Annotated in this window: 21 protein-coding genes and 1 tRNA gene; 8 read left to right on the plus strand and 14 right to left on the minus strand. The window is 62.7% G+C overall.

The features are described 5' to 3' along the window. Positions 1 to 199: 199 nt before the first annotated feature. Together otsB and LFT46_RS03530 are read right to left on the minus strand one after the other, a co-directional pair. Positions 200 to 1,036: a trehalose-phosphatase gene (otsB, locus tag LFT46_RS03525; protein WP_236801123.1), complete on the minus strand. Its 837-nt coding sequence runs from the start codon at positions 1,034 to 1,036 to the stop codon at positions 200 to 202. Beyond that, positions 1,026 to 2,528, minus strand: coding sequence for an alpha,alpha-trehalose-phosphate synthase (UDP-forming) (locus tag LFT46_RS03530; RefSeq protein WP_236821257.1), 1,503 nt, complete (start codon positions 2,526 to 2,528; stop codon positions 1,026 to 1,028). Before LFT46_RS03530 ends, otsB begins: the two co-directional genes overlap by 11 nt. A gap of 177 nt (positions 2,529 to 2,705) precedes the next feature. Here LFT46_RS03530 and LFT46_RS03535 point away from each other — a divergent pair, with 177 nt between their 5' ends. Together LFT46_RS03535 and LFT46_RS03540 are read left to right on the plus strand one after the other, a co-directional pair. Continuing rightward, a complete protein-coding gene (locus LFT46_RS03535) occupies positions 2,706 to 3,593 on the plus strand; it encodes a DsbA family protein (RefSeq protein WP_236801125.1) in 888 nt (295 codons plus the stop codon). A gap of 147 nt (positions 3,594 to 3,740) precedes the next feature. Further along, positions 3,741 to 3,814: transfer RNA gene (locus LFT46_RS03540), tRNA-Thr, on the plus strand. Between the two features lie 122 nt (positions 3,815 to 3,936). On the opposite strand, the gene LFT46_RS03545 is transcribed toward LFT46_RS03540, so the two are convergent. From LFT46_RS03545 to LFT46_RS03585, 10 genes are all read right to left on the minus strand, one after another. Further along, positions 3,937 to 5,010: a tyrosine-type recombinase/integrase gene (locus LFT46_RS03545; protein ID WP_236821258.1), complete on the minus strand. Its 1,074-nt coding sequence runs from the start codon at positions 5,008 to 5,010 to the stop codon at positions 3,937 to 3,939. A 133-nt stretch (positions 5,011 to 5,143) separates the two neighbouring features. Beyond that, complete coding sequence (locus LFT46_RS21320; protein WP_442863668.1) at positions 5,144 to 5,389, minus strand: helix-turn-helix domain-containing protein; 246 nt, start codon at positions 5,387 to 5,389, stop codon at positions 5,144 to 5,146. A 124-nt stretch (positions 5,390 to 5,513) separates the two neighbouring features. Continuing rightward, complete coding sequence (gene mobF / locus LFT46_RS03550) at positions 5,514 to 9,089, minus strand: MobF family relaxase (RefSeq protein WP_236821259.1); 3,576 nt, start codon at positions 9,087 to 9,089, stop codon at positions 5,514 to 5,516. Between the two features lie 588 nt (positions 9,090 to 9,677). Further along, the gene (locus LFT46_RS03555; protein WP_236821260.1) at positions 9,678 to 10,208 is read right to left on the minus strand and encodes a DinB family protein; all 531 of its coding nucleotides are present in this window, start codon (positions 10,206 to 10,208) and stop codon (positions 9,678 to 9,680) included. Positions 10,209 to 10,223: 15 nt separating this feature from the next. Next, positions 10,224 to 10,430, minus strand: coding sequence for a hypothetical protein (locus LFT46_RS03560; RefSeq protein WP_236821261.1), 207 nt, complete (start codon positions 10,428 to 10,430; stop codon positions 10,224 to 10,226). A gap of 166 nt (positions 10,431 to 10,596) precedes the next feature. Then, complete coding sequence (locus LFT46_RS03565; RefSeq protein ID WP_236821262.1) at positions 10,597 to 11,007, minus strand: hypothetical protein; 411 nt, start codon at positions 11,005 to 11,007, stop codon at positions 10,597 to 10,599. Beyond that, the gene (locus tag LFT46_RS03570; protein ID WP_236821263.1) at positions 11,004 to 12,224 is read right to left on the minus strand and encodes a serine/threonine-protein kinase; all 1,221 of its coding nucleotides are present in this window, start codon (positions 12,222 to 12,224) and stop codon (positions 11,004 to 11,006) included. The genes LFT46_RS03565 and LFT46_RS03570 overlap by 4 nt, the downstream gene beginning before the upstream one ends. Positions 12,225 to 12,439: 215 nt before the next feature. Beyond that, positions 12,440 to 12,664 carry a phage tail assembly chaperone gene (locus LFT46_RS03575; RefSeq protein WP_236821264.1) on the minus strand — a complete coding sequence of 75 codons (225 nt, stop codon included), beginning with the start codon at positions 12,662 to 12,664 and terminating at the stop codon, positions 12,440 to 12,442. Between the two features lie 421 nt (positions 12,665 to 13,085). Next, entirely contained in the window at positions 13,086 to 13,760 is a 675-nt protein-coding gene (locus tag LFT46_RS03580) for a permease prefix domain 1-containing protein (RefSeq protein ID WP_236821265.1), read from the minus strand. Further along, positions 13,757 to 14,089, minus strand: coding sequence for a PadR family transcriptional regulator (locus LFT46_RS03585; protein WP_236821266.1), 333 nt, complete (start codon positions 14,087 to 14,089; stop codon positions 13,757 to 13,759). Before LFT46_RS03585 ends, LFT46_RS03580 begins: the two co-directional genes overlap by 4 nt. 102 nt (positions 14,090 to 14,191) lie before the next feature. Between LFT46_RS03585 and LFT46_RS03590 the strand changes: the two genes are divergently transcribed. The 3 genes from LFT46_RS03590 (at position 14,192) to LFT46_RS03600 (ending at position 18,196) form a co-directional block, all read left to right on the plus strand. Continuing rightward, positions 14,192 to 16,453 carry a PEP/pyruvate-binding domain-containing protein gene (locus LFT46_RS03590; RefSeq protein ID WP_236821267.1) on the plus strand — a complete coding sequence of 754 codons (2,262 nt, stop codon included), beginning with the start codon at positions 14,192 to 14,194 and terminating at the stop codon, positions 16,451 to 16,453. A gap of 284 nt (positions 16,454 to 16,737) precedes the next feature. Further along, on the plus strand, positions 16,738 to 17,424 hold the full coding sequence (locus LFT46_RS03595; RefSeq protein WP_236821268.1) for a DUF2625 family protein: 687 nt from the start codon (positions 16,738 to 16,740) through the stop codon (positions 17,422 to 17,424). A gap of 307 nt (positions 17,425 to 17,731) precedes the next feature. Beyond that, positions 17,732 to 18,196: a hypothetical protein gene (locus LFT46_RS03600; protein WP_236821269.1), complete on the plus strand. Its 465-nt coding sequence runs from the start codon at positions 17,732 to 17,734 to the stop codon at positions 18,194 to 18,196. Positions 18,197 to 18,351: 155 nt separating this feature from the next. Here the strand turns inward: LFT46_RS03600 and LFT46_RS03605 are convergent, their stop codons facing one another. Further along, the gene (locus LFT46_RS03605) at positions 18,352 to 18,621 is read right to left on the minus strand and encodes a hypothetical protein (RefSeq protein ID WP_236821270.1); all 270 of its coding nucleotides are present in this window, start codon (positions 18,619 to 18,621) and stop codon (positions 18,352 to 18,354) included. Positions 18,622 to 18,882: 261 nt separating this feature from the next. Here LFT46_RS03605 and LFT46_RS03610 point away from each other — a divergent pair, with 261 nt between their 5' ends. The 3 genes from LFT46_RS03610 (at position 18,883) to LFT46_RS03620 (ending at position 20,567) form a co-directional block, all read left to right on the plus strand. Next, positions 18,883 to 19,158, plus strand: a complete 276-nt coding sequence (locus tag LFT46_RS03610) for a DUF6572 domain-containing protein (protein WP_236821271.1) — start codon at positions 18,883 to 18,885, stop codon at positions 19,156 to 19,158. A gap of 117 nt (positions 19,159 to 19,275) precedes the next feature. After that, on the plus strand, positions 19,276 to 19,896 hold the full coding sequence (locus LFT46_RS03615) for an RNA polymerase sigma factor (RefSeq protein WP_236821272.1): 621 nt from the start codon (positions 19,276 to 19,278) through the stop codon (positions 19,894 to 19,896). Next, on the plus strand, positions 19,893 to 20,567 hold the full coding sequence (locus LFT46_RS03620) for a hypothetical protein (protein WP_236821273.1): 675 nt from the start codon (positions 19,893 to 19,895) through the stop codon (positions 20,565 to 20,567). The genes LFT46_RS03615 and LFT46_RS03620 overlap by 4 nt, the downstream gene beginning before the upstream one ends. 111 nt (positions 20,568 to 20,678) lie before the next feature. Here the strand turns inward: LFT46_RS03620 and LFT46_RS03625 are convergent, their stop codons facing one another. Further along, positions 20,679 to 21,572 carry a hypothetical protein gene (locus tag LFT46_RS03625; protein WP_236821274.1) on the minus strand — a complete coding sequence of 298 codons (894 nt, stop codon included), beginning with the start codon at positions 21,570 to 21,572 and terminating at the stop codon, positions 20,679 to 20,681. Positions 21,573 to 22,427: the final 855 nt, after the last annotated feature.

The raw sequence follows: 22,427 nt of genomic DNA on the forward strand, positions 1-22,427 counted from the left end.
CCGGCAGGTACGTGCCGGACGATCCGTTGTGAATGGTTCATTTTTATTCAGTTTTGTTCCTGCAAAATGCTCCGCGGCTTCCGCGGAGCATCGAGTGACGCCGCACGCTTGTTGTGCGCCACATCACACAAAGAGTATGCCAGAGGTTGCTCTTTTTAGCGTAAATGTTACGAACGTCACAACTCTTGCTGACCGTCCCTTAACCGGAGGCCGCCTGGGGGTCTTCTTCAGCCACGGCGATGCTCCGCTCCTGGAGCAGTGCTTCCAGCAGCTCTGCCACGTGGAGAGGAGCCTCCACCCGGTACTGGGCCTGGGTGAAATCGAGGCCGACCTTGACCCCGACATCGCTGGGTTCGAGCCTGCCAAAGGCGTCCTCGTCCGTGACGTCATCGCCTGCGAACAGCACAGCGGTGGCCCCCGTTGCCTGCCTCAGGAAAGCAACGCCTTCGCCCTTGGAGGCGTGAACCACCGAGGTCTCCAGGACGCGCTTGCCCTCTTTCAAAAACACGCCCCTGCGGTCCTGCAGAACCGACTTGGCAGCTGACACTGCGTCCTCCGCCACGTCGTCCGGGGCTTGGCGGGTGTGCAGGACGACGCCGGCAGGCTTGTACTCCAGGGAGGTGCCGGGAGCGTGGGCCACGATGTCCGCCAACTCGGCCCGCACTTCTTCCAGGAGCGCTTTTTGGTCCTCTTCCAAAGAAAGTTCCGTGGAGCCTGGGCCCAGCCACGCTTCGGCGCCGTGGCTGCCGATCAGCAGCGTGTCCACCGGCGGGGACGCAACCTCCCGCAGGCTGGCGAGGGCGCGGCCCGAGATGAGTGCCGTCGTCGTGCGTGGAAGCACGGCGAGGCCCGCAAACGCTGCGGCTGAACGCGGAAGCGGCCGGGCATCCGGTGCACGGTCCACGATCGGCGCCATGGTGCCGTCAAAATCCATGGCCACCAGCAGGTGCTCCGTCCGGGCGATCCGGCGCAGGGCTTCCCGGAGTTCGGGAGTGAGCGCCAGGGGTGCCCTGGTGCCGCGGCCGTCAGGAGTCATCGCGGACCACCTTTTCGTTCAGCGCGTTCAGGAAATCGGCGGACCAGTGGTCAACGTCGTGGTCCAGGATCTGCCGGCGCATGGACCGCATACGCCGGGCGGCTTCGCGGGGGCTGAGTTCGACGGCGGTCATGATGGTGTTCTTGAGGCCGGCGATATCGTGCGGGTTGATCAGCAGGGCCTGCTTGAGCTGGTCTGCTGCGCCGGCGAATTCGCTCAGCACCAGGGCGCCGTCGTTGTTGTTGCGGGCGGTGACGTATTCCTTGGCGACGAGGTTCATCCCGTCCCGCAGGGCGGTGACCAGCATGACGTCAGCCGCCAGGTACAGCGCCACCATCTCCTCCACCGGGTAGCTGTGGTGCAGGTAGCGGACCGCCGTGTTTTCGATTGTGTCGTAGGTGCCGTTGATATGGCCCACAGTGCCCTCGACCTCCTCACGGAGGAGACGGTACTGTTCCACGCGCTCGCGGCTGGGGGAGGCCACCTGGATCAGGGTCGCATCGCCCACGGTGAGGCGGCCGTCCGCCAGGAGTTCCTCGAAGGCCTTCAGCCGGTGCCGGATGCCCTTGGTGTAGTCCAGCCGGTCCACCCCGAGCAGGATGGTCTTGGGGTTGCCCATGTCCTGCCGGATCTGCCGGGCACGTTCGATGATGTCGGGCCTGGCGGCCAGCTCGCTGATCTGCTTGACGTCGATGGAGATGGGGAAGGCCTGTGCGCGGGCAATGTGCGTCAGTTGGCCGTTGTGGTCCTTGACGTGCACCTGCTGCTGCTTGACGCTGGCACCCAGGAAGCGGCGGGCGGAGCGCATGAAGTTGCCGGCATCGCTGACGCGCTGGAAGCCCACCAGGTCGGCGCCGAGCAGGCCGTCGATGATGGCCTGGCGCCACGGGAGCTGGGCGAAGATTTCCGGCGGCGGGAATGGGATGTGGTTGAAGAATCCGATGCGCAGATCGGGCCGGGCCTCGCGGAGCATCCGGGGAACCAGCTGCAGCTGGTAGTCCTGGACCCAGATAGTGGCGCCCTGGTCGGCGTGGCGGACGACGGCGTCGGCGAACCTGCGGTTGACCTTGCGGTAGGCGTCCCACCATGTGCGGTGGAACTCCGGTGGGGCGATGACGTCGTGGTACAGCGGCCAGAGGGTGGCGTTGGAGAAGCCCTCGTAGTACAGCTCCACGTCGTCGGTGCTGAGCTGGACCGGGACCAGGTCCATGCCGCCGTGGCTGAACGGCTTCACGGTTTCGTCCGGTGCTCCATGCCAGCCGACCCACGCGCCGTCGGTCTTGGTCATCATGGGCGCCAGCGCGGTCACCAGGCCGCCGGGGGACCGGCGCCAACCGGAGCCGTCGTCGCTGTCGTCGCCCGGCGTCACGCGGTCGACAGGCAGTCTGTTGGAGACCACCATGAAGTCGTACTTCGTATGGCCGGCGTGGCTGGAACCGGATCCGCCGGCCGTTGCTGTGCGGGCGGGTTTTTCCTGGACGGGTGTTTGCATTGCGGCCCCCTGGGGTTGCTTGTGCCTCTAAGCCACCCTAGCCGGACGGAATCATCGGGGCTATTCGTCCGTTGGTCAAGCCGAAGGAATAGTTGAACCCGCAAGCCATCAGCTTTCTCCCCTAAAATGTTGGGGTGCCACGAAGTGGTCCCCTACGTCGACCGACCCAAGGAACTCATGAGCCCCGCAAACGAAGTACGTAAGTCCAAGGCTGAGCGAACGGCGGAGGCGCGCGAAAAAGCGCGCCTGATCCGGGAAGCCCAGGCAAAGAAGGACAAGCGCAACAAGCTGCTGATCGGCTGGGGCATCGTGGCGGCGGTGGTGGCCATCCTGGTGGTCGTGGGCCTGGTGGTTGCCGGCAACATCCAGCGGAATGCCCCGATCGCGGACCAGGGACCCACTCCTGCCAACGCCAACGCCCACGGCGGCGTGACGCTGCTGGCCAATAATGAGGTAGCCAAGACGGAGCCGGCCACCGTTGACGCCAGTTCCCTGGGTGATGCTCCGAAGACTCCGCCCGCCCAGGTGGTGGCCCCCGGTGCAGAGGCTGAGGCCGGAAAACCGGTCAAGGTGGTCCTGTACATCGACTTCATCTGCCCGGTCTGCAAGAACTTCGAAACGCAGTACAACGACCAGCTCACCACGCTGCGAAACGATGGCAAGATCACCGTCGAGTACCGCGCGCTTGGATTCCTGGACAGCCGGTCCACCACCAACTACTCGTCCCGTGCCGCTAACGCTGCAGCCTGTGTGGCCAACACGGCCCCGGAAAAGTACTCCGACTACTTCAACGCCCTGTTCGCCCAGCAGCCCGCAGAGGGCAGCGCCGGCCTGTCCGACAACGACCTGAAGAAGATGGCGTCCGACATGGGCGTGAACATCAACTCCTGCGTGGATGACAAGACCTACCGCCCGTTCGTGAAGTTCACGACGAAGGAAGCGTCCGCCATCGGCGTTACCGGTACGCCCACCGTCTTCGTGGACGGCAAGCAGTGGGGCAAGGGAGACAGCGCCCAGACGCCGTTCCCCGACTTCCTGCAGGCCGCCATCGCCGCCAAGGGCTAGGAATCAACAGCGCTGGCAGGGGCCCGTTCCGGAACGTTTCCGGGGCGGGCCCCTGCTTTCGGGCAACACCTGCAGCAGCGTTTTTACGCCCGGCGGGAGTTGGGCTACGCTTATCTAGCGCCTTCTGGCGCATGCCCCCAGGGGCGCGCCTCCTTAGCTCAGTTGGCCAGAGCACCGCTCTTGTAAAGCGGGGGTCGTCGGTTCGAATCCGACAGGGGGCTCTCAATCCCTTTTGACCTGCGGTTTTATCCCGAGTGGGTCGCCCAAAGTGGGCCCATTCCGACTTAACTCACCATAAACTCACCATTTTGACTTTCAGGAACGTCCTCTGTGAGGGCGATTTTCAGCTCATCGACGGACCAGATGGGGGCTTGAACGGTTCGAGGACCGCGCGGGTGTCCAGGGCTTCCTTGTACTCCTCGACGTAATGCTTGGCGGTCATTGAGACCTTGGAATGCCCCGCTTGGTAGGCCGCGGCTTCAACGCCCATGGTTCTGGCTATAAGGGTGGCATTCGCTTTGCGGAACGTCTTGAGGGTGACCCAGCCGAACCCGATGGAGTCCGCTGCCTTGCGCCAGGTCTTTCCCACGTTGTTCGCGTCGCTGACGGTACCTGTGGACGAAGGAAAGATTAGATTGAGCGGGTTGGGCGTGAGGGCCTTCACTTGTCGTTCCCGCCTGTCCTGAAGCTGGGCGACCAGGTAGGCAGGGACGGTGACATGGCGAATGCCGTGCTGGGATTTTGGATGGTTCTGGATGGCGACGCCCCCGTTGCTCGTCCTGATAACCGTTGCATTCACGAAGATCGTTGGTGGGTCGGATTCCAAGTCGAGATCGTCCCAGCGCAATGCGAGGAGTTCGCCAGGCCTTACCCCGGTGCTGATGAGGAAATCGACCATTTCGTGGAGCTCCTGCGTCCGGGTCCGGCCCAAGGCAGGTTCCTTTTCCCAAGCGATCAGCTTGGTCCGGAGTTCCTGGAATTGTGCAGCGTCCAATGCTTGAGGTTTGGCCGTTTGCGTCCTTGGAATGGATAGACCAAGGACGGGATTGACGGACACGGCGTCGTGCCGGAGAGCAATTTTGAACATCCAGGACAGCACCGCTCCGCAGGTCCTCGCCGTGGACGGTCCCGTGTTGTCGGCAACGTTCCGGATGAAGTAGTCGATGACTCCGGGCGACGCTTCACCTATCCGGATGGATGCCAGCTTTGGGGCAATGTATTTCTTGACGGTGGTGGCGTACTTGTCTTTGGTTCTGGAAGCTTTATCGGATCGCTCCAGCTCCACGAGGAAGACCTCGGCCAATTGCCCGATCGTGCTGGCCGCGCTCACGATGGAGCTGCGGGGTGTCTGGCGATGCTGCAGCTTGAGGTGCAGTTGCTGACGCGCCGAGGCTGCTGACGGGCCGCGCGCTTCCACCTTGCGGAGCTTCCCGTCCATGTCGCGGTAGTGGGCTCTCGCGCGCCACGTCTTGGCCGTAGCCCGATCAACGCGAACGACTCCCCACGTGCCGAGAGGAGTGGGTTGCCTGCTCATATTCCTTCGCCGCGAGTTATTGCTCCGCGTGCAGGGAAAGCCACGCGGCAAAGTCCCGACTGCTGATCCGCAGATGCCTTCCAATACGGTACGCCGGAGGACCCACGTGTTTCGCGCGCCACTGGTAGAAAGTCTGCTCGGGAATCTGGAGCTGCGCGCAAATCTCCTTCGGTGTCAGCCATTTGTCCTCCACCGCGTCTATTGAGCTGCTTCGTTCTGGCACTGTGGTCATGAGGGTCTCCGCTGTGTCTATTGCCGGCATGGTACTGGTTCATGGGAGTAATCGCTCTGGACCGCATGACAATGCTGCCGTCGACTCTCTAAATGGGTCTACAGCGTCGAGGGTGCGCTTGACTGGGCTTGCCGCCTCTTCTACTGCTCTGGGCCTAAAGTTCCCAGCCAGCAGCACTAGATGATGCTTGCGTGTGGAGCCCGTTGTTGACCCAGTTCGTGTGTCCCAGATTCTCTGGCGGCCGGTAGCGGCGAGCTTGGTCGATGGCTTGTTCGAGGCTGGCGCGTTCCTTTTGCTGTGCCCATTCGTAGTCTGCAGGCACGGGACCCAAGGGGAGCGGAGAGTCGCCAACGCCCCACGTGTCCCTGAAAATTGCGACTCCCCTCAAAACTTTGAGAACGACTTCTGGAGGGACAACTCGAGGCAGGGATTCGAGAAGGTTGTGCTTCCACTCGGTCTCCAGCATCAAAGCGTCCTGAGTTACCTGTTCTTGCCGGTGTTGGATCCGGGCCCGGACCTGTTCCATCAAGTTGGCGACGTCGGGACGAGCTGTCCGGACAGTTTCGTGTATATCGGCTGGCCCGTTCGTCGGCATCTTGGCGATGTATTGACGGAAGTGGTGGTGAAGGACGGCTGCGGGGTCCTTTGCGGAGGCGACCGTTTCCACAACGCCGCGTACAAGGCGTTCTGCGCCCGGGCGATTGATTGACGATGCCCGGCGCCAGGCCGCGACGGCGGCACCCCAGGAAGGGGATTGCTGAAACCCGGCAACTGCTCCGGCGTCGTGGGACTCGACTAGCTTGGACAGGTCCTCTGCCCCGGCGATTTGCGCGAGGTAGTCGAATTCCGCGCTGAGCCGTTCCAGGCTGTCTCCCGTTGCTTGTTCTGTTTCGAGGGTTTCGTGGGCGGTACGTTCCGCGCCTTCGGCGGCGAGGACTTCCCCGAGGATCTGGCGCCATGACGGCCGCTCTCCAGGGCCGAGAACCTCGTCGTCGAGCGGGTCGTTTTCGCAGACGTAGGCGTGGTTTCCTGTGCGTCCTCGGGTCATGCCCACATAGAACAGTTCGCGGGTAAGGCGTCCTTGGGTTACGACAGTATGGCTGGTGTCGGCGGTGATGCCTTGTGCCCGGTGTGCCGTGGTCGCGTACCCGAGCTCGACAGAGGCTTCAAGGTAGTCCCGGCGCAGAATGGCAGTTGCGCCGGTGTCTCGCCGGGCGGCCAGGACTGAGCTGTCACGCCCGGATACACAAACGACGTCGAGCAGTGTTCCATTGCGGATGAAGTCGCCGTTGCTGTCCCTGAGGGTGCGGTCGTTATGCCGGGCGATGATCGTGTCTCCCCGTCCGGCCCGTTGCCCGTCGCTGATGTTGACCGTCTGTTCGGCATCCACGACGCCCTGGTTGACGCGGGCTGCTTGGGCGCGTTCGTTGAGCATGTGGACGGTGTCGTTGTCCGGGGCGATAAGGATGCATGCCTTTCCGGCGACGGTATCGGTCTGCCAGTTCAGGTAGGCCAGGTCGACCATGTCCAGGTAGCTGCCATGGCGCAGCCGCTGGTGTTGGTCGTACGCGGCGACGGCTGAATAGTTCCCCGCACGGAGTTGCAGGGAGGCGTCCCGTTCCCAGGGCTGGTTAAAGCGCCAGATGGTAGTCAGCCGCGCCGTTTTGTGTTGCCGGTCCAGCCAGCCCAGGATGCCCCCGGCGTCGATCGCGTCCAACTGGGCAGGGTCACCAACCAGCAGGATTTTGGCTCCGGCGTCCCGGGCTTGGGTAACCAGGGAAGAGAGCTGGGGAGTGGACACCATGGAGGCCTCATCGACGACAACGAGCTGGTTGGGGTGGAACCGCCATCTGTTCTGTTCGGCAGCGAGCCGGGTGGCTTGTTGCGCCAGCCTGGTCGCCAGAGGAGTTCGAGGGAGTGCGGTATCACCGAACCGCCGCTCCAAAGTATAGAACTGCTCTGCCCGTTGGGCAGCGCCTCGACCGACTGATTCATGCAGCCACTTGGCGACGTTCTCCGTTGTCATCGCCAGTTCGCGGCCGAGGATTTCTGCGCTCGCCGCAGCCGGCGCGAGCCCGATGACGCTACCTGCACCGTGCTCTGTTTCCCAGGCTGCTTTGATCGCGCCGAGCGTGGTGGTTTTGCCGGTACCGGCCGGTCCGACCACGGCGTCGAGCCGGTTGCCGCTCGAGAGGACCTCGCCGGCGACGGCGCGCTGATCGGCGTGCAGCTCAAAGCGGCCGTGATGTCGGTATTTGGTGAGTGCCTCCATGGCGAGGGCGGGGCGCACAGCGGGTCCGCCGTCGTCGTCCCTAGCCGCCATCACGGAGTCCTCGCAGGCCAAAGTCTGGGTGTCGGTGTAGAGACGGGAGCCGTGGAAGTCGAACACCGCCCCGTTCCTGAACCGGAGGTCGGGCCCGGCGTCCGGCGGCAGGCTGTATCGGTGTTCGTTGAGCGCGACGCATTGAGTCTCTGCCGCGGTCGCGACGGCGTCGATCATCGCGTTACGGTCCGCGGGCGTGTCGCAGCGGACGTCGGCGCACACTCGTTCTGCCTCGGCGAGGAGGTTCCAGCGGTTCCAGGTGGCCCGTTTGGCCGCGACGCGTTGCCGGGTCAAGGTTGCGACAGCATCGATCCATGCCGCGGAGAAGTCGTTAGCGGTGAACCGTGTTGGGTGAGAGCGGCGAATGGCATCGGCCAGGACGAGGCCTGCCTCGAAACCCCGGGCCTTCGCCCGCGCCTGCCAAAGCGCCGAGAGCTCGTGGAGCGGTGCGATGGTTTCGGGCTTGGGGGTTCTGGTGGAGAGGGTTGCCTGTTGGCGGAGTTTGAGGGTGGCGGTTGCCGTCGGGGGAGCGCCGTGCTGTGTGGTCCATTCGGCGACCAGCTTGTCGGTTTCGAGGTCGATGAGGCGGGAGCGGTTCGAGAATTCGCGGACCAGATCGTCGTCGATGCCAGTGAGATGCTGTCTGGGGTTGTGGGTGCCCGAAGCCGGTATGCGGATTTCCGTATCGGTGCCGAGGTTCCGGTGGAGGGCATCGAAGAGCAGGCCGTTGTAGTGCTCGCTTGCAGCGACGGCGGCCTTGTAGAGGGTTCGTGAGTCCAGGGTGACCCAGGCGCCGTCAGTGATGCGTTGGACGCGGTTGGCGATGACTATGTGGGTGTGCAGCTGTGGATCCCCGGCACGCGATTCCCAATGGTCGAAGGCAGCGGCGATCACACCCCTGGTACCGAACTGGGCGATGCCGCCGCGTCCGGAACGGGTGTGGACGACGGTATCCTCGAGCCACTGCAGGGCAGATTTGACGGCGGCGTGGTGGATTTGCAGGATCTCGTTCTGGACCGACCGCGGACTCAGTGCCCAGAGGACCGACACGGATTTCGGGACGCTGAAGGTCAGGTCGAAGCCGACGACGGCATGGCGCGTTTCGGTCCGGCCCCGCGCTGTTCTGACGACCGTGGGTTTGCTGTGTGGCCGGCCCAAAGGGGCGGCGGTGTCCGGATGGACGGCGTACTCAAAGAGTGCTTTCGCGTCTATTTCCGTGACAGCATCTTTGGCGCTGCGGCTGATGCCAGGCAGCCCTGAGCCGATCCAGCGGCCCGGTGGCGTCCCGGCCTTCAGGTAGTAGCTGGTGGCATCAACCGGGGCGAGGGGCAGATCATCCATCATGGTGGTCTTGAACAGATACCTGAGCCCGGACTGGGCAGAGAGCCGGGCGATCGACATAGTCATGCGCTAAGCCTTGCCTCGCGGATCGGCCCCGCGGCGGCTGTAAGAGGACCCCGGCCGACGATCGCCTGGTCCGTCGGCCATGCTGGCGAACAGAAACGCTGCGACGTCTGGGATGGGTTAAAACCGTCCTCGGACGCCTTGTAATGATTCGTCCTCACGGTGATTCATCCCTCTCCAATCACCTGGCGGCATGACCCGCCTTGAGTCGGGGCTCACGGCCGCGCCTTAGGTGCCAGAGGTGTGAATGTTGCTGACAGCTGCCATGTATGCGCCAGTTCCTTGACGCGAGGGGGACGAGAATTGCTGGGTTGTTGGTCGGTGAGGGTTTCTTGACAGAGGCCGCCCTCGAAGTGAAGAGTGTCCGGTTGAAATCTGAGACCCTGGACTGCCGGTGTCAGGAATATCGAATTCCGACCCAATCCTGACTTCTACCGACGCTCTTACTGACGTCAGGTGTCATTTTCAGAAGTCGTCTGCACGGAATGTCAGAAGTCCTCTGCACGCCGGCCAAAATCGTGGCGGAGTGCCCGTCTCTCATGCACGCCCCGATGGTGTGGGTACTGTTCGGCAGGGAGCAGCAGCAGGCGTCTATTGCTGGTGGCGCCTGATACTCAACTGTCGGGCGTGGAAGTCGAAATGATTTGTGGGGTATGCGTAGACGTCGGTGAGTGTCATCAGCGGTTTGAAGAACGGGTCCCACCGGTCCGGAAACGGCATGGACCGTGACAGCGAGGCAGGGCTTTCGTGTTCAAGTCTGCGGGTGATCGCAAGGAGAGTCGTGTCGAGTTTCCGGCCCATCCGTCGCTTGTTGTAGACCATGGCCGCTGCCCGGGATCCCCAGTAATTGATGACGTCGAATGGGCGCGTACCTGAATTCAGGAGTGCGGCGAAGGCCGCGCCGACGGGTTTGGGCAGTCGGCTGATGACGTGGATCAGGGGAAGCAGTGCGCGGACAACCATGTAGCCGAAAACCATGTGGAAGAGCAGTTCCTCATTGGTCCACTTTGTGCCGTTGCTCCTGCGGCTAAGGTCGTCCGCGGTTGCGCTCTCCAGCCAATGGTCAAGGTCAGCACGTGCCCGGCCGTATTCGGCCATGATGTCTGCTTTGTTTGGTTCCACGTCGTACCCCGCGTCTTAGGTTTCGTTGCCGGTTCGTGAGCGCAGTGCGGCCTGGAGGTCCTCCTGCGAGGGCAGGCCGCTCATGCCGTCTGCGCCGAGGTAGACCCTGCAGCTCAGCGCAGGTGCCGCTGCCGAAGGGAACAGATCACGGCCGTCCGCGATGAAGGACGGCGAGCCGAGGAAGTGCAGCGTGAGCTTGTTCCTCCGTGTCAAGTTCAACAATACGGAGGTCTCCATCGCCGTTTTCGGTAGCCCGGATGGCCTGGCGGAACAGGGCCAGGGCCGACACGCTGTTGGGACATTCGGGGATGATCCGCAGTTCGTAGTCCATAGTTCTCCAGTATTTCAGCCTTGAGTGATGGGTGGGAGCGCTGTCCGGCTCCTGCTGTTAGTCGTCTTTGCCTTTAGCTTTGCCTTTGGCCGGCGGTTGGGGTGCGACCGGCGTTGGCGTTTGGGCGGTGGGTGATGGGGTGGGCGCGGGTGCGGGTGTCGTGGTCATTGCGGCGAGGTCCGCGCGGATGAGGTCGATGGCGTTCTGGATGTCCTGGCGGCGTGTTGGTGAGATTTCGCCGTTGGCTGCGGCGGTGGAGAATTCGCTGGTGAACAGGTCAAGTTCGGCTTTCGCGGCGGGCAGGTTGTTGTCGGCGGCGTCCCGGGAAAGTGACTGGAGGCGGGTTTGGAGCTTCGCGGCGGCGCCTGGTTGCAGGTCGGTGGGGGTGTTCGCGCATCCTGCGAGGATCCCGGCGGTTAGCAGGGCCATGGCTGCGGTGTTGAGGAATCGCGTCAATCTCGTGGTCATGGTGTGATGCTTCGCCTCAGCTGCTCGATGTGTTTTCCCAGGTCTCCGGAGATACTTGGCGAGGGTTGTGCAGGCGCCGGCGCCTGCACGTGGAGGACAGCGGCGACCAGGACCGCGAGTAGGACCACTGCGAGGCCGACACCGAGGAACAGTACTGCCCTGGACTGCAGCTTCCGGGTTTGGCCCAGGCGGGACGGGCTTGGGGCCGGCGTGATGACGGCGGGGTATTCATCGCTGTCGGCGGGGAGGCTGGGGATCAGGACGCGGGTGCGTGCAGGTGATGTTCCTGCCTGGGGCGGACGCTCCGGCCTGGCGGGCATTGCCGGCGTTGTCTCCCGTGTCGTCCCCGGCAGCGCTCCGGGCACGCCGCTGCCGGTTCCCTCAGTGAGTGCTGTTTCAATCGCCCGTGCCGTGGGGCGGGCAGCGGGTTCGGTTGCTGTCATGGCTTCGAGGATGGCACTCCACTGCGGGCCGAGACCGGCCGGAATCCGCGGTGGGCGGTGCAGCCGTGCGATGGCCGACTCGACGTGGGTCCCGGGGTATTCAATAGTCCCGGTCAGGCATTCAAGCAGGACCAGCCCGAGGGAGTAGACGTCGCTTTCCACTCCGAGCTGGGCTCCCGAGACTTGTTCGGGGCTGAGGTACGGGGCCGTTCCGACGGTAGTGCCGGTCGCGGTAAGCCTTGAGCCTTCGAGCAGGCGGGCTATCCCGAAATCCGTGAGTTTGGCGTGCTGGGAGCGGCGGGTCAGGGTTCCTGGCAAAAGGATGTTGGCTGGTTTGATGTCCCGGTGGATGACATCGCGGACGTGGATGTAGTCCAGGGCTGAGGCGAGCTCCGCTCCGATCCGGGCAACATCGGTGGCGGGCAGGGGGCCGCGGCCCAGCCTGGTGTGCAGGTCGGGTCCGTCGATCAGTTCCATGGCCAGGAAAGTCCGGGGGCCGTCCGGCACCGTCGTATCAGTTCCGGCGTCGTACAGCGTTACCAGGGCGGGGTGGTTGAAGGTGGCCAGGAGCCGCATTTCCGAATCGACCCGGCCCCGGCCGCCGGCTGCGTTATGAGGTTCGGTGGGAAAAATCTTCAGGGCGACTTCACGGCCCAGTTGTTCATCCCGTGCCCGGTAGACCGCCGCTGTAGCGCCCTGCCCGATCAGGGCAGTGATCCGGTACCGTCCAGCAAGCAGAGCATCCGGCGAGCCAACGAATGAACCCTCGGACACTGCCACTCCCATTTCCTGTAGACGGTGAAGCCCAGCCGGTCTGACGTAAAGCCCGGCCTGCGCGGCGGCGCTGATGAAGCCCGGTCAAGTCCAGGGTTCATCATACGTTCAGCCCGTTCCGTCTCAGTGAACAGGGGTCTCTACCCGCCCCGGGGGTGATGGCATCCAGCAAGAAGGAATGGCCGCAGCCTGTTTCCAAAAAGCCCGTGGGAACGTCAACGATCGGTGCGCTGGATGGTCATCATGTGCGCGAGCAGGGCACGTTCGGGCTGGCCGGGCCACCGGCTCACATGCCCTCGTAATGACTCTCGGGCGCTTTGTTCGGCCAAGTCGGTACCGCTGAGAATCTCATCGATGATTTCCATGGCTTGCAGCTGGATCTGCAATTGCGGTGCATACTCCGCGCCAATCAGCGAAGTGTCCTTGGGTTGCATATCCATCACGTCCACCGCCTTCGTTCGCTCAAAAGCTTCTGCGCAACGCTACAACATGGTAAGGCTACTTATGATCTGATGGTTTAGGAACCCCTTATGGGGGTGCTTTTTCACCTCAAAAGCTGCGTCGCAGGGCGGCGTCAGGGACGGGCGGGAGGCGGTCCACTTCAAAACCTGGGCGAACAATGGGAGTCCCTTAACCGAATCTTGAGGCACGCGGGCTAACCTGAACCGTTCCGTGAAGCAGACGCGGCTCGTGGCCCTGTGAGCCGATTTCTGCAGCAGAGTGGAACTCGTTCCTCCGCCGGACTGGCCGGAGCTGTTCCAGGGCTAGGAGAAGGCCCGCCGTTACCTCTGCTCGGCGGGTCTTCTTCCGAAGTCGTCTGCACGGAATGTCCAAAGTCGTCTGCACGCGCCTCCGGACGGATCAGGGCTCGCTGAGGTGACTCTTGGTGCGCAAGCACCTGAAGACGGCCCAGCCCGCGGCGAGCAAACGCGCGAAGCTGGCTGTGACGGCCGCGCTCACGAGAAGTGGCGGAAATGCGTCTCCCGCCGCCATGCGTGCCCAGAGGATCGCGAGAACTGCTGCGTCGGCGGCGATGCAGGTTCCGCCGATGACGGCGGCGGCGAGCAACGCCTGCCCTGGTGTCACTTCGGGTATCCAGCGGATCAGCGATCCGCTGGTGGCGAGGACAAACACTCCAGCCACCACGGCCGCCGCAACGAGCGGGAGCACGGGGACGGCCGAAATCAGTGCGCCAGGGAATGATCTCCCATACGCCGGCACCCACAGCAGAAACCACCATATGCCGACTAGGGGTCCAGTGATCAGTAGGGACCAGAGGATCTTGCGGGCCTGCGCCATGGCCAACTCGCTGGCGAACGCCAAGGCGACAAGGGCTGGCTCGCCAAAGTCAGCTACGGCCGCCTCAGCGGCGGAGGCGGGCGACAGTCCCCTGGCTGTGAAGGCTTGGGCGGCATCCAATATCCCTCCACGAACTTCTTCGACGACAGCTGCCTTGGTGTGTGCGGGGCCGTGGAGCAATCTGCGGAGTTCGGACAGGTACTCAATGACGACTTTGTCGTCCCCAGGTGACTTCATGCCTTCCCTCCGAGCAGGGCGCTTACCGCATCGGAGAACTTCGCCCAGGCAACCCGCTCCGTTATGAGGCTCTGGCGTCCTGACGTCGTTAGTTCGTAGACGCGGCGGCGGCGTCCGCCGAAGGCCTGCCACTCGCTACGGATGAACCCGGCCCGCTCGAGTCTGTGCAGCGCAGGGTAGATGGTGCCCGTAGGCAGGTCGAAGGCCCCTCCGCTGCCCTCACGGACGCTCTCGATAATGGCGTAACCGTGCCGTGGTCCCTTCTCCAGCACCGATAGGAGGAGTGCGTCCAGGTGCCCCTTGAGTGACTCCGGCCTGATCGGAAGCATCCGAGTCCCCCTCTTCAAGAAATTCGCCCGCTGACCGGCTGCGGGAACAACCCTAGAGTAGCATCGCTACATATAGCATTGCTACTTATTGGAGGTTGACTGGTGGGCACGGAAAAGGTGTTTCCTCCGCTCGGTGAGATTGCCGCGGGACAGGCGTTGTTGGGCAGTAAGGCAGCCACGCTCAATGAGCTTGCAGCCAAAGGCTTCCGCGTTCCACCGGGCTTCGTCGTCACCGCAGAGGCTGGTGAACGGCTGGGGTCCCGCTTCGCCGGTGAGCTGGCCGAGGCAGCGGACCGGACCGGGCCCGGACCATTTGCCGTCAGGTCCTCGGCCGCCGCGGAGGACCTGCCCGGGGCCTCTTATGCGGGCCTTTACGAGACCTTCCTCAACGTCGAACGGGGTGAGCTTCATGATGGGATACGGCGGTGTCTGGCCTCCGCTGCCCACGGGCGAGTGGCTGCCTACAAATCGGCGCGCGGCACGTCGGGTCAGCCGGAAACTGGGGTACCGGCCATGGCGGCACTGATCCAGCAGATGGTCCAACCAGTTGCCGCTGGAGTCGCCTTTACCGCCAACCCGCTGACCGGCAACAGGAGCGAAAGCATCATTAACGCCGTCCAGGGGTTGGGTGAATCCCTCGTGGCCGGTGATGCCATTGGAGAGGAATGGATCATCCGGGATCAGGAGGCAACGTGCACCCGGAACGCGGGGATCCTTACCGCAGCGCAGGCGCTCGAGGTCGCGGGTTTGGCCCACAGCGTCGCTGCCCACGCGGGAGTGCCGCAGGACATCGAATGGGCCATCGATGCGGACGGGGTGCTGTTCCTTCTGCAGGCCAGGCCGATGACCGCCCTGCCTGACCCTGTTGATTGGGCGGCGCCAGGCAAGGGCATGTGGTCACGGAACTTCCGCCTCGGCGAATGGCTACCGGACCCGATGACCCCGCTGTTTGAGGACTGGCTGTTGCCCCGGATCGAATCGGGATTCCTGGACGGGATGCACGCTGACATCGGCGCGCGGGTCCCCTTCCGCTACGCCTCCGTCAACGGCTGGTACTACAACGCCCCGCCGATACCCTCCGTGCGGGTCCTCGCGAGCGTGATCCGGGAGGGCCGCGGCCGGGCACCCTGGTTCCTATTCAACGCCCTTTCCCGTGTCTCCCATAATCCCGCGGCCGCCGACCGCGCAGTACTTCATGCTCTGGAACTCAAATGGCGAACAGAGCTGCTTCCGGCGTACCGCCAGCTGGTGGAAAGGGCCGGGCAGGACATCGATTCCGCTTCCCCGGCAAGGCTGGTCGAACTAATCAACACTGTTTGTCACCACGCGGGAATCTATTCGTGGTCACTGGCTATTCTCGGGGGATCGGCCTGGAAAATGGAGTCTGCGCTGGCCAGGTTCTGGCAGAAGCATCTAGCCGGGCCTCTGCACGGGACAACGGCCGGGGAAACAGGCCATCAGGCTCTTCTACGCGGCTTGAGCGCACCCACGTCCACGCAGGCTGCCCACGCCGTCTACTCTCTGGACTGGTATCACCCCACCGCGGCCGAGGCGCCCCCGGCACACCAGAAGCAGGAATCACCGCCGGTCCACCGCAGTAGGTCTGCGGCCCTCAAAGCACAAAGGGCCGCCTCCGAGGCGGCCGCCCGCGATGCACTCAAGGAACAGCCGCGGGTCCTTGCACGGTTCCATGCCCTCCTTCGTGTCGCGCAGCACTACGCGCTGCTGCGTGAGGAACAGGCGCTCGACCTCAGTCTGGGGTGGCCGGTTCTGCGCCGCTGCGCCCGCCGGCTCGGCGAACACCTGGTCGCCGAGAAAATCATCGACGATGCCGGAGACGTCTACTTCCTGACACTGCACGAAGCCACCCGCCCCTCCCCGGGCAACCGGCCGCCGGTGAGCAGCCGACGCCAGACCTGGCAGCGTCAGCGGAGCCTGGACGCCCCGCTGACGCTGGGCGAGCCCACCGGGCTTATTGGAGATCCAATCGCCCGGGCCGTGGAGGCGGCAAGAACCTCGCACGACCTGCCCGAAGGTGCCATCGTTGGCCATCCCGCGAGCACAGGACGGGCGACAGGAACCGTCCGTATCATGAGCGGCCCGGAAGACTTCGACAGCTTCCTCGAAGGCGAAGTGCTCGTAGCCAAATCGACGGCACCGGCCTGGACCCCTCTTTTCGCCCGCGCCGCGGCCGTCGTTACCGACGGCGGAACGCTGGCCGCCCACGCCTCCCTGGTTGCCCGCGAATTCGGCATCCCCGCCGTCGTCGGAACACGCAACGCCACCCACCTGCTCCGCACAGGACAAAGAATCACCGTAGACGGCGGTACCGGGATAGTCATGCCGGCCCAGACAGACAACTGATCACGCCAGCGAACCTCAAGACCCAGCGTCAGAAGAGGAAACCACAACGAGTTATTGAAAACGAAGGATTTCAAGAACGGCTTGAATCGAGAATCCGGGGGTGTGACTCGCGGCGATAAATGGCGGTGTTTTTGCGGCGCTGTTTGGCGCATGGTTCAGCGCGAAAGGGGATCCTTCAGCGTGCGCATGAAGGGGATCAGCGCGCCGCCGGAAAGGGCCTGGCTGGTCTGTCATTCCGGGAGTCGCGGCAAGCGGGCAAGCGCCACCTGTGACAGCATCTGTTTATGACTCCAACACGATCTGCTGATGAGCTTCTTGGCGTCGATTCTCCCGCGTGGCCGTGGCTGGAAACACTCTTGGCTGGCGCGGTCGTCGACTTCAAAGTGTTGTCAGCGGACGACACGTCGAAAAGGGACGTTCTCTTCCGTCTACAAGTGACTGCCGCGTCGACGCTGGGAGCAATTGCGTCGAACGGCGCGGCTATCATCATCGATCACGGATGGGTACGCATTCTCGGCGCTGGCGCCCATGGAATCGAGGACATCGCTACAGTAAACGCTTTAGGTGATCCCGATCATCGTGCAGCGCCCCCAGGTCATCTCGTCATCGCTTACGACGTTCTGGGTGGTGTCTTCGCTATCAATCACGATGATCTTCCTGCCGAGCCCGGTGAAGTCTGCTATTGGGGTCCGGACACTCTGGACTGGACACCGCTGGGAGCTGGCCACACGGCATTCGTCGAGTGGCTCGTCAGGGGCGGAGCTACGGAGTTCTACCGCGAGCTGCGATGGCCGGGATGGGAAGAAGAGGTCGCAGCTCTGTCCCTCGACGAGGGCATCAGCGTCTACCCGTTTCTCTTCACGGAAGAGGGGCGGAACATTGCGACGGCGGCAAGAAAAGCTGTGCCCTTCCGGGAGCTGCTCTTTCTGAACGAACACATGGCCAAAAGCCTCAGCGCGAGATCAGAATAAGGGCCGCCAACTGGCATCCGGTGAGCGATCCCCTATCGAACGGCCGAAGCGCACGCTAGGCCACCGGCTTACCGGCGCGCGTGGCTCGGACAGTTTTCTGGTCCCGGACGGGGCATACTTTGGAAATGCAGCTGCCATGCACGGATCCAATCTGGTTCACGAGGCACCCTTCGAGCGAGTCGTCACAGAAGCCACTGAATGGCTCAATGGGTTGGGAGGCAGAAACTTCACTCGTCTCCGAGAGCCACTCCCGTCCATGCTTCACCACCTCGACCCATGGGCTATGCCCTCGTGGAAACAGCTCGTGGTGGCAACCTCCGCCGACAAATGGACCGCAGTGTTTAGCCAGGGCAGCGATATAGCGAGTGCGAATGTTGTCGGTGCGCGTCTCGACTGCCTCAACATCCGCACGTCCCACCAACCCCACATCATTCGTGATCGAAAGATCGTCAGCTACGGCAGCACAGCGCTCTGGATTCACGCCGGAGCGCGTCATATCCGTTCCATCCAGGCGAGCTATCAATCCCGCTGGGAGTGGACGCTCTTCGGTGATCCGCAACCCTTCGAGAACCTTGAAAGCTACAAGGCAAAGAAGATCCAGGACCGGTTCACACTTGATTCCCTGAACGAATACTGTCGTGCTCTGGGCATTGAGCGAGACAATCTAGGTTTTTACGGCTCTGACGGATTGCTCATCGAAGGGGACACGAGTAACTGGCCTCACAAGCCCCAGCCAGTTAGGGGTAACGAATGGTTGCACGGCTTCGCCTAGGCCCCGGTGCGCACTGGAGGATCGGCTAAAGGGGTGGTCACCGCTCCTTTCAGCGACCGCTTGCGGGCCTTCTGGTGAACCCGAGCGGAGCTCAAGACAGACGCCCAGCTGCAATCAGCGATGAAGTCTAGAAAGGTCCTCCAAGAAGACGAAGGCTAGTCAAACTCAACATAGAACCCGCCGAACGTCAGCGCATCTCGGACAAATTCTCGTAGTTGCTCTGACTCATGCGCCTTCGCAGCCGCCTTCGCCGCCGAGCTGTTCCGGAAATAGATGGCTATGCTCATGGGAGGGGCAAGCATTTCTGAGTCAATCTCATATTTGTGTCCCCGAAAGCTCACAGATAAACCCACGCGAGCGATATGGAGTTCACCGTCTTTAGACGCGATTGCATTTGGTCCTCTTGGCTCAAAATCAGTACTCATCTTGGGCCCAATCCCTAGCACGGTCGACCTTTGCGTTTTCCATGAGAGCGAGCGTACGCGACGCAGGAAAGACCAGCCGCAGGCGCGGGCCGGCGGCGAACCGGCAACGAGTCCGTCCCCCGGGTAGGCTGGCGTTGCTGTCGACTCTCCTGCATCCGGGATCAACTGTGTCGACATGCATGCCCCGCTTTAACTCACAAGGAGACTGCCCTGTCCGGAATCCACGAACCTAACGTCATCGATCTCGTAACGCACGATCCCGTGCACGACGAATACAAGCTGATCATGGTCGAAAACCGTCCATGGGCGACCGCTCCCGGCCAGCTGGAACAGCTGAAAGAGAAGATCAACAATTACGCCATGTTCGTCCTTGATGAGGGCCTCCTGCGCTCCTACCCCGAGGCGGCCGGACATCCCGTATGCATCCAACTGGACTGCGTGAATACGCCCACTGCAGAGGTTCAGGAACTTATTGCCTTGGCATCGGAAAGACTCATTGATTACGGCATCCGGTTCGCCGTAAACCGGCTTGAGTGAACACCGCCTCATGGATTGCCCCTCTCTGGCGAAACACCGGTCACGCCCCGAGCATCTCCGCTGCGAAAACGATTCGAGGAGCGGGAACCTTTTCCGGTCCTGCGGACACTACAAGGTATGAGGCATATGGGGGAATCCGACGAGAACCTGTGGAGTGCGTGCGTCGGCGGCGACGCTGACGCTTTCGGCGCCCTGTTCAACAGGCACGCCGACGCGGTCTTCCGGTACTGCCTCTCCCGCTGCGGATCCTGGCACGACGCCGAAGAACTCGTCTCAATCACCTTCCTGGAGGCCTGGCGGCAACGCAACAAGCTCAAACCACAAAAGGACAGCCTCCTCCCATGGCTCCTCGGGGTAGCAACAAACGCGAACCTCAACAGGGCTCGGGCGTCACGGCGGTACGCCGACTTCCTGACCAGGCTGCCGCATTCTGATCCCAGGCACCGTGAACACGAAGCAGACCACGCCGAATCCGTCACCTCCCGGGTCGACGCCGAACGTGAAGTCCGCGAACTGCTCGACACCACCGCGGGGCTGCACGAGGGGGAACGGGACGTCGTGATCCTGTGCCTGATGAACGGGATCAGCCAGGAAGACGCAGCCAAAACCCTCGGCATCCGCGTCGGGACCGTGAAATCAAGACTGCACCGGGCAAAAGCCAAACTGGCCCAGATGAACGAAACCACAGTGCACGTCGAACACCTGGACACCACGATCGTTGAAGCGAGGCTGTCATGAACCTGCCCGAAGTAACCTACCCACAGGAAACGAAAGACCGCGTCCGGAACCTGCTCGTCCAGGAAGCACGCCGCACACCGAAACGGAAACGCAAATGGCTTGCCCTGCCCGTCGTGATCGCTGTGGCCGGCACAGCACTGGCCGGGACCACCGCCGCCGGGGTCTACACGGCCAATGCCCCGGTCAACGACAAACGCGGCATCCGTTGCTATTACCGAGCCGACCTCACCACCACATACCCCGTCAAAGCGAACCCTAAAGTGATCATGCCGCCGTACATCACCACAGGGAACTTCCTCCCGGGATTCGACGCCAAGAATAACCCGAACCCGGGGGACCCGGACGCAGGAATGCAACAGATCAGCGACCCCGTCAACCAGTGTGGCCGGAACTGGGACTTGGGAATGATGAACCCCCAAGGAATCACCGATGACCTCATCCCGCCCGGTTTCGTCCAAACCAAGCCCACGGCCGACCCCAGCAAGTCCAGCGCCAACGGCATGCCAAGCGATAAGTACGGCAATCCACTCAGCGGCCCCGCCGGGCCGAACAAACTCATCGGCCACTACGTCCCCCAACTGACCGCATGCGTCCTCGACAACAGCGTCGCCGTCATCCCAGGCGGACCCGAAATCTGCGCCCACCTCGGAATCCCCTCCCTGGAGAAGTAGGCAAGGCGGTGCGGCTGGACGCCTCGGGCGACGGCCCTGTCATGCTCAGTGGAGGATCCCTCTAAGCGGATCCTCCACCGAACCCGAATAAACCTGTACATTCCGGCACTGTCATCGTCTTATGATCCAGTCCACGGGGTAGCCGAGTTCCTCGAGGGTTAGCAGCAGTGGCTCTGGGGGTGAGGCGTAGACGTAGATCTCAAAGCCTTCCCCGCGGATGTGGATGCGCGTGGAAAATAGTGCGCGTGTTGTGAACACCTCGAGTACCTGTTCCCTGCGGAAGTGCCATGGCCCGAACATGAGTCCGAGACCCAACCGAAACCTAAAATTGAGTTCCTCCTCGGTCGCGGTGAGCTCTACGAGCGGTATCGTGGCGCGGATTGTCCGGTACTCGATGCCGACGTTACTTCGATAAGGCTCCATCGGTCTTCGGCTCTCCGGTCGGCTGTGTGTGGTCGGCAAGAGTACCGGGTCGTGCTCTTGTGGGCCACTTCCTGCCGAGCGAAGTGACCTCTTGCCGAGAGCCACCAGGATCATCCACAGAGCCAGGGCGGCCGCGCCGACGAGCGTGAGGGCGCCGGCCACCGCTGACATGGCAGACCCCGGCTCGTGGGCTCGCCACGCGGTGTACATTACGCCGATGCAGCCAGTCCAGTAGCTCAGGAACGAGTATTCCAGGAGCGGCATCGCGGGTGCGGCCTCGCTCAATCCCTTCAGGTTGTTGCGCCGGAAGAGATTCAAAATCTTCCCGTAGTCGGGATCGGGACCGGTCAGGGAGTTCACCGCGAAGATCGAGCCGATGATGATGGAAGCGTGGAGGGCGGTCGCCAGTAGACCGAGGCGCCCGGATGGTGGGCCCATGGCGGATAAGACCGCGGCGGCGCTGCTGGATGCCACTTGTGTGACGATCAGACCCACAATGGTCAGGGTGGCCGCGGCGCAGACGCCGACTGCTACCCGCCCGATCACCGGAGTTGTCCCGCCGTTCGACTCTGAGTCCCCCATAGCTGAAAAGTGTAGGCCTCTGCACCGGTACTGATTAGGTTCTGCCAATTGAGGGATGAATCGCTGCCGGTGACCCTGATGAGACAACGTCCGGAAGACGGTGGTCGACCGCGCACTTCAGAGCACGATTACGGATCCCTTGCCGCACAGGTTCCACTGAGCGGTAAATGACCTTCAACTTTGTCCCTCGTCGCTGTTCTCCAGGGCCGCGGCGGATGATAGCCTGCGCGAGAGCGGACAAAGGACGAGAGGAACCGAAAAGTGAGCGTGGCCTCGGTCGGCTCACACGGCTTAGCAACAAAAGCCGGAACTACCTAAACCGCTTCCAAAAGTTCTTTCTGATCGCTTGGCTGGTCAACGTGGGCGAAGCGATAGTGGTCGTCACAACGGTTTTGATTACACGCCCGAATGTCACGAGTCCTTTTTTCTACATTCCGATCAGCTTCCTAGGCGCGACAACCGCGGCATTCGTGATCCTGGCGATTATTTACGCAATCCCATTTCTTCGGTCAGCTGCCGACGATGTCCGTTGCCGCAAGCAGGTTGACCAGGAGAAGAGAACATCTGGGTAAATGATCTCCGGGAACCGGGCAATGTGCATCTGCAGGTGGTGGGCGGCTAAATCCTGACAAGCCAGCGCCAGTGCGTGTCCCCGCTGTTAAAGACGCGGTTCGCCGCTCGATAGGGGATGGTTACAAGGACGTCATGCTTTCTTCTTCCGCCGCGTCACCCACAGTGTGTAGGCGGCGAACAGAGACACCAACAGCCCCAGAACCCACCACGGGGATCCTATTATGGCACCGTAGACAGCCATGACGGCGCCGCCGCAGCATCCGATAAGGGTCAGCCATCGCT

The sequence above is a fragment of the Arthrobacter sp. FW306-07-I genome (assembly GCF_021800405.1).
Lineage (GTDB): Bacteria > Actinomycetota > Actinomycetes > Actinomycetales > Micrococcaceae > Arthrobacter.

Coding starts and splice junctions, on each gene's coding strand:
- otsB (WP_236801123.1), bottom strand. CDS start 1,036: ATGACTCCTGACGGCCGCGGCACCAGGGCACCCCTGGCGCTCACTCCC.
- LFT46_RS03530 (WP_236821257.1), bottom strand. CDS start 2,528: ATGCAAACACCCGTCCAGGAAAAACCCGCCCGCACAGCAACGGCCGGC.
- LFT46_RS03535 (WP_236801125.1), top strand. CDS start 2,706: ATGAGCCCCGCAAACGAAGTACGTAAGTCCAAGGCTGAGCGAACGGCG.
- LFT46_RS21320 (WP_442863668.1), bottom strand. CDS start 5,389: ATGCCGGCAATAGACACAGCGGAGACCCTCATGACCACAGTGCCAGAA.
- mobF (WP_236821259.1), bottom strand. CDS start 9,089: ATGACTATGTCGATCGCCCGGCTCTCTGCCCAGTCCGGGCTCAGGTAT.
- LFT46_RS03565 (WP_236821262.1), bottom strand. CDS start 11,007: ATGACCACGAGATTGACGCGATTCCTCAACACCGCAGCCATGGCCCTG.
- LFT46_RS03575 (WP_236821264.1), bottom strand. CDS start 12,664: ATGGATATGCAACCCAAGGACACTTCGCTGATTGGCGCGGAGTATGCA.
- LFT46_RS03580 (WP_236821265.1), bottom strand. CDS start 13,760: ATGAAGTCACCTGGGGACGACAAAGTCGTCATTGAGTACCTGTCCGAA.
- LFT46_RS03585 (WP_236821266.1), bottom strand. CDS start 14,089: ATGCTTCCGATCAGGCCGGAGTCACTCAAGGGGCACCTGGACGCACTC.
- LFT46_RS03595 (WP_236821268.1), top strand. CDS start 16,738: ATGACTCCAACACGATCTGCTGATGAGCTTCTTGGCGTCGATTCTCCC.
- LFT46_RS03605 (WP_236821270.1), bottom strand. CDS start 18,621: ATGAGTACTGATTTTGAGCCAAGAGGACCAAATGCAATCGCGTCTAAA.
- LFT46_RS03615 (WP_236821272.1), top strand. CDS start 19,276: ATGAGGCATATGGGGGAATCCGACGAGAACCTGTGGAGTGCGTGCGTC.
- LFT46_RS03620 (WP_236821273.1), top strand. CDS start 19,893: ATGAACCTGCCCGAAGTAACCTACCCACAGGAAACGAAAGACCGCGTC.
- LFT46_RS03625 (WP_236821274.1), bottom strand. CDS start 21,572: ATGGGGGACTCAGAGTCGAACGGCGGGACAACTCCGGTGATCGGGCGG.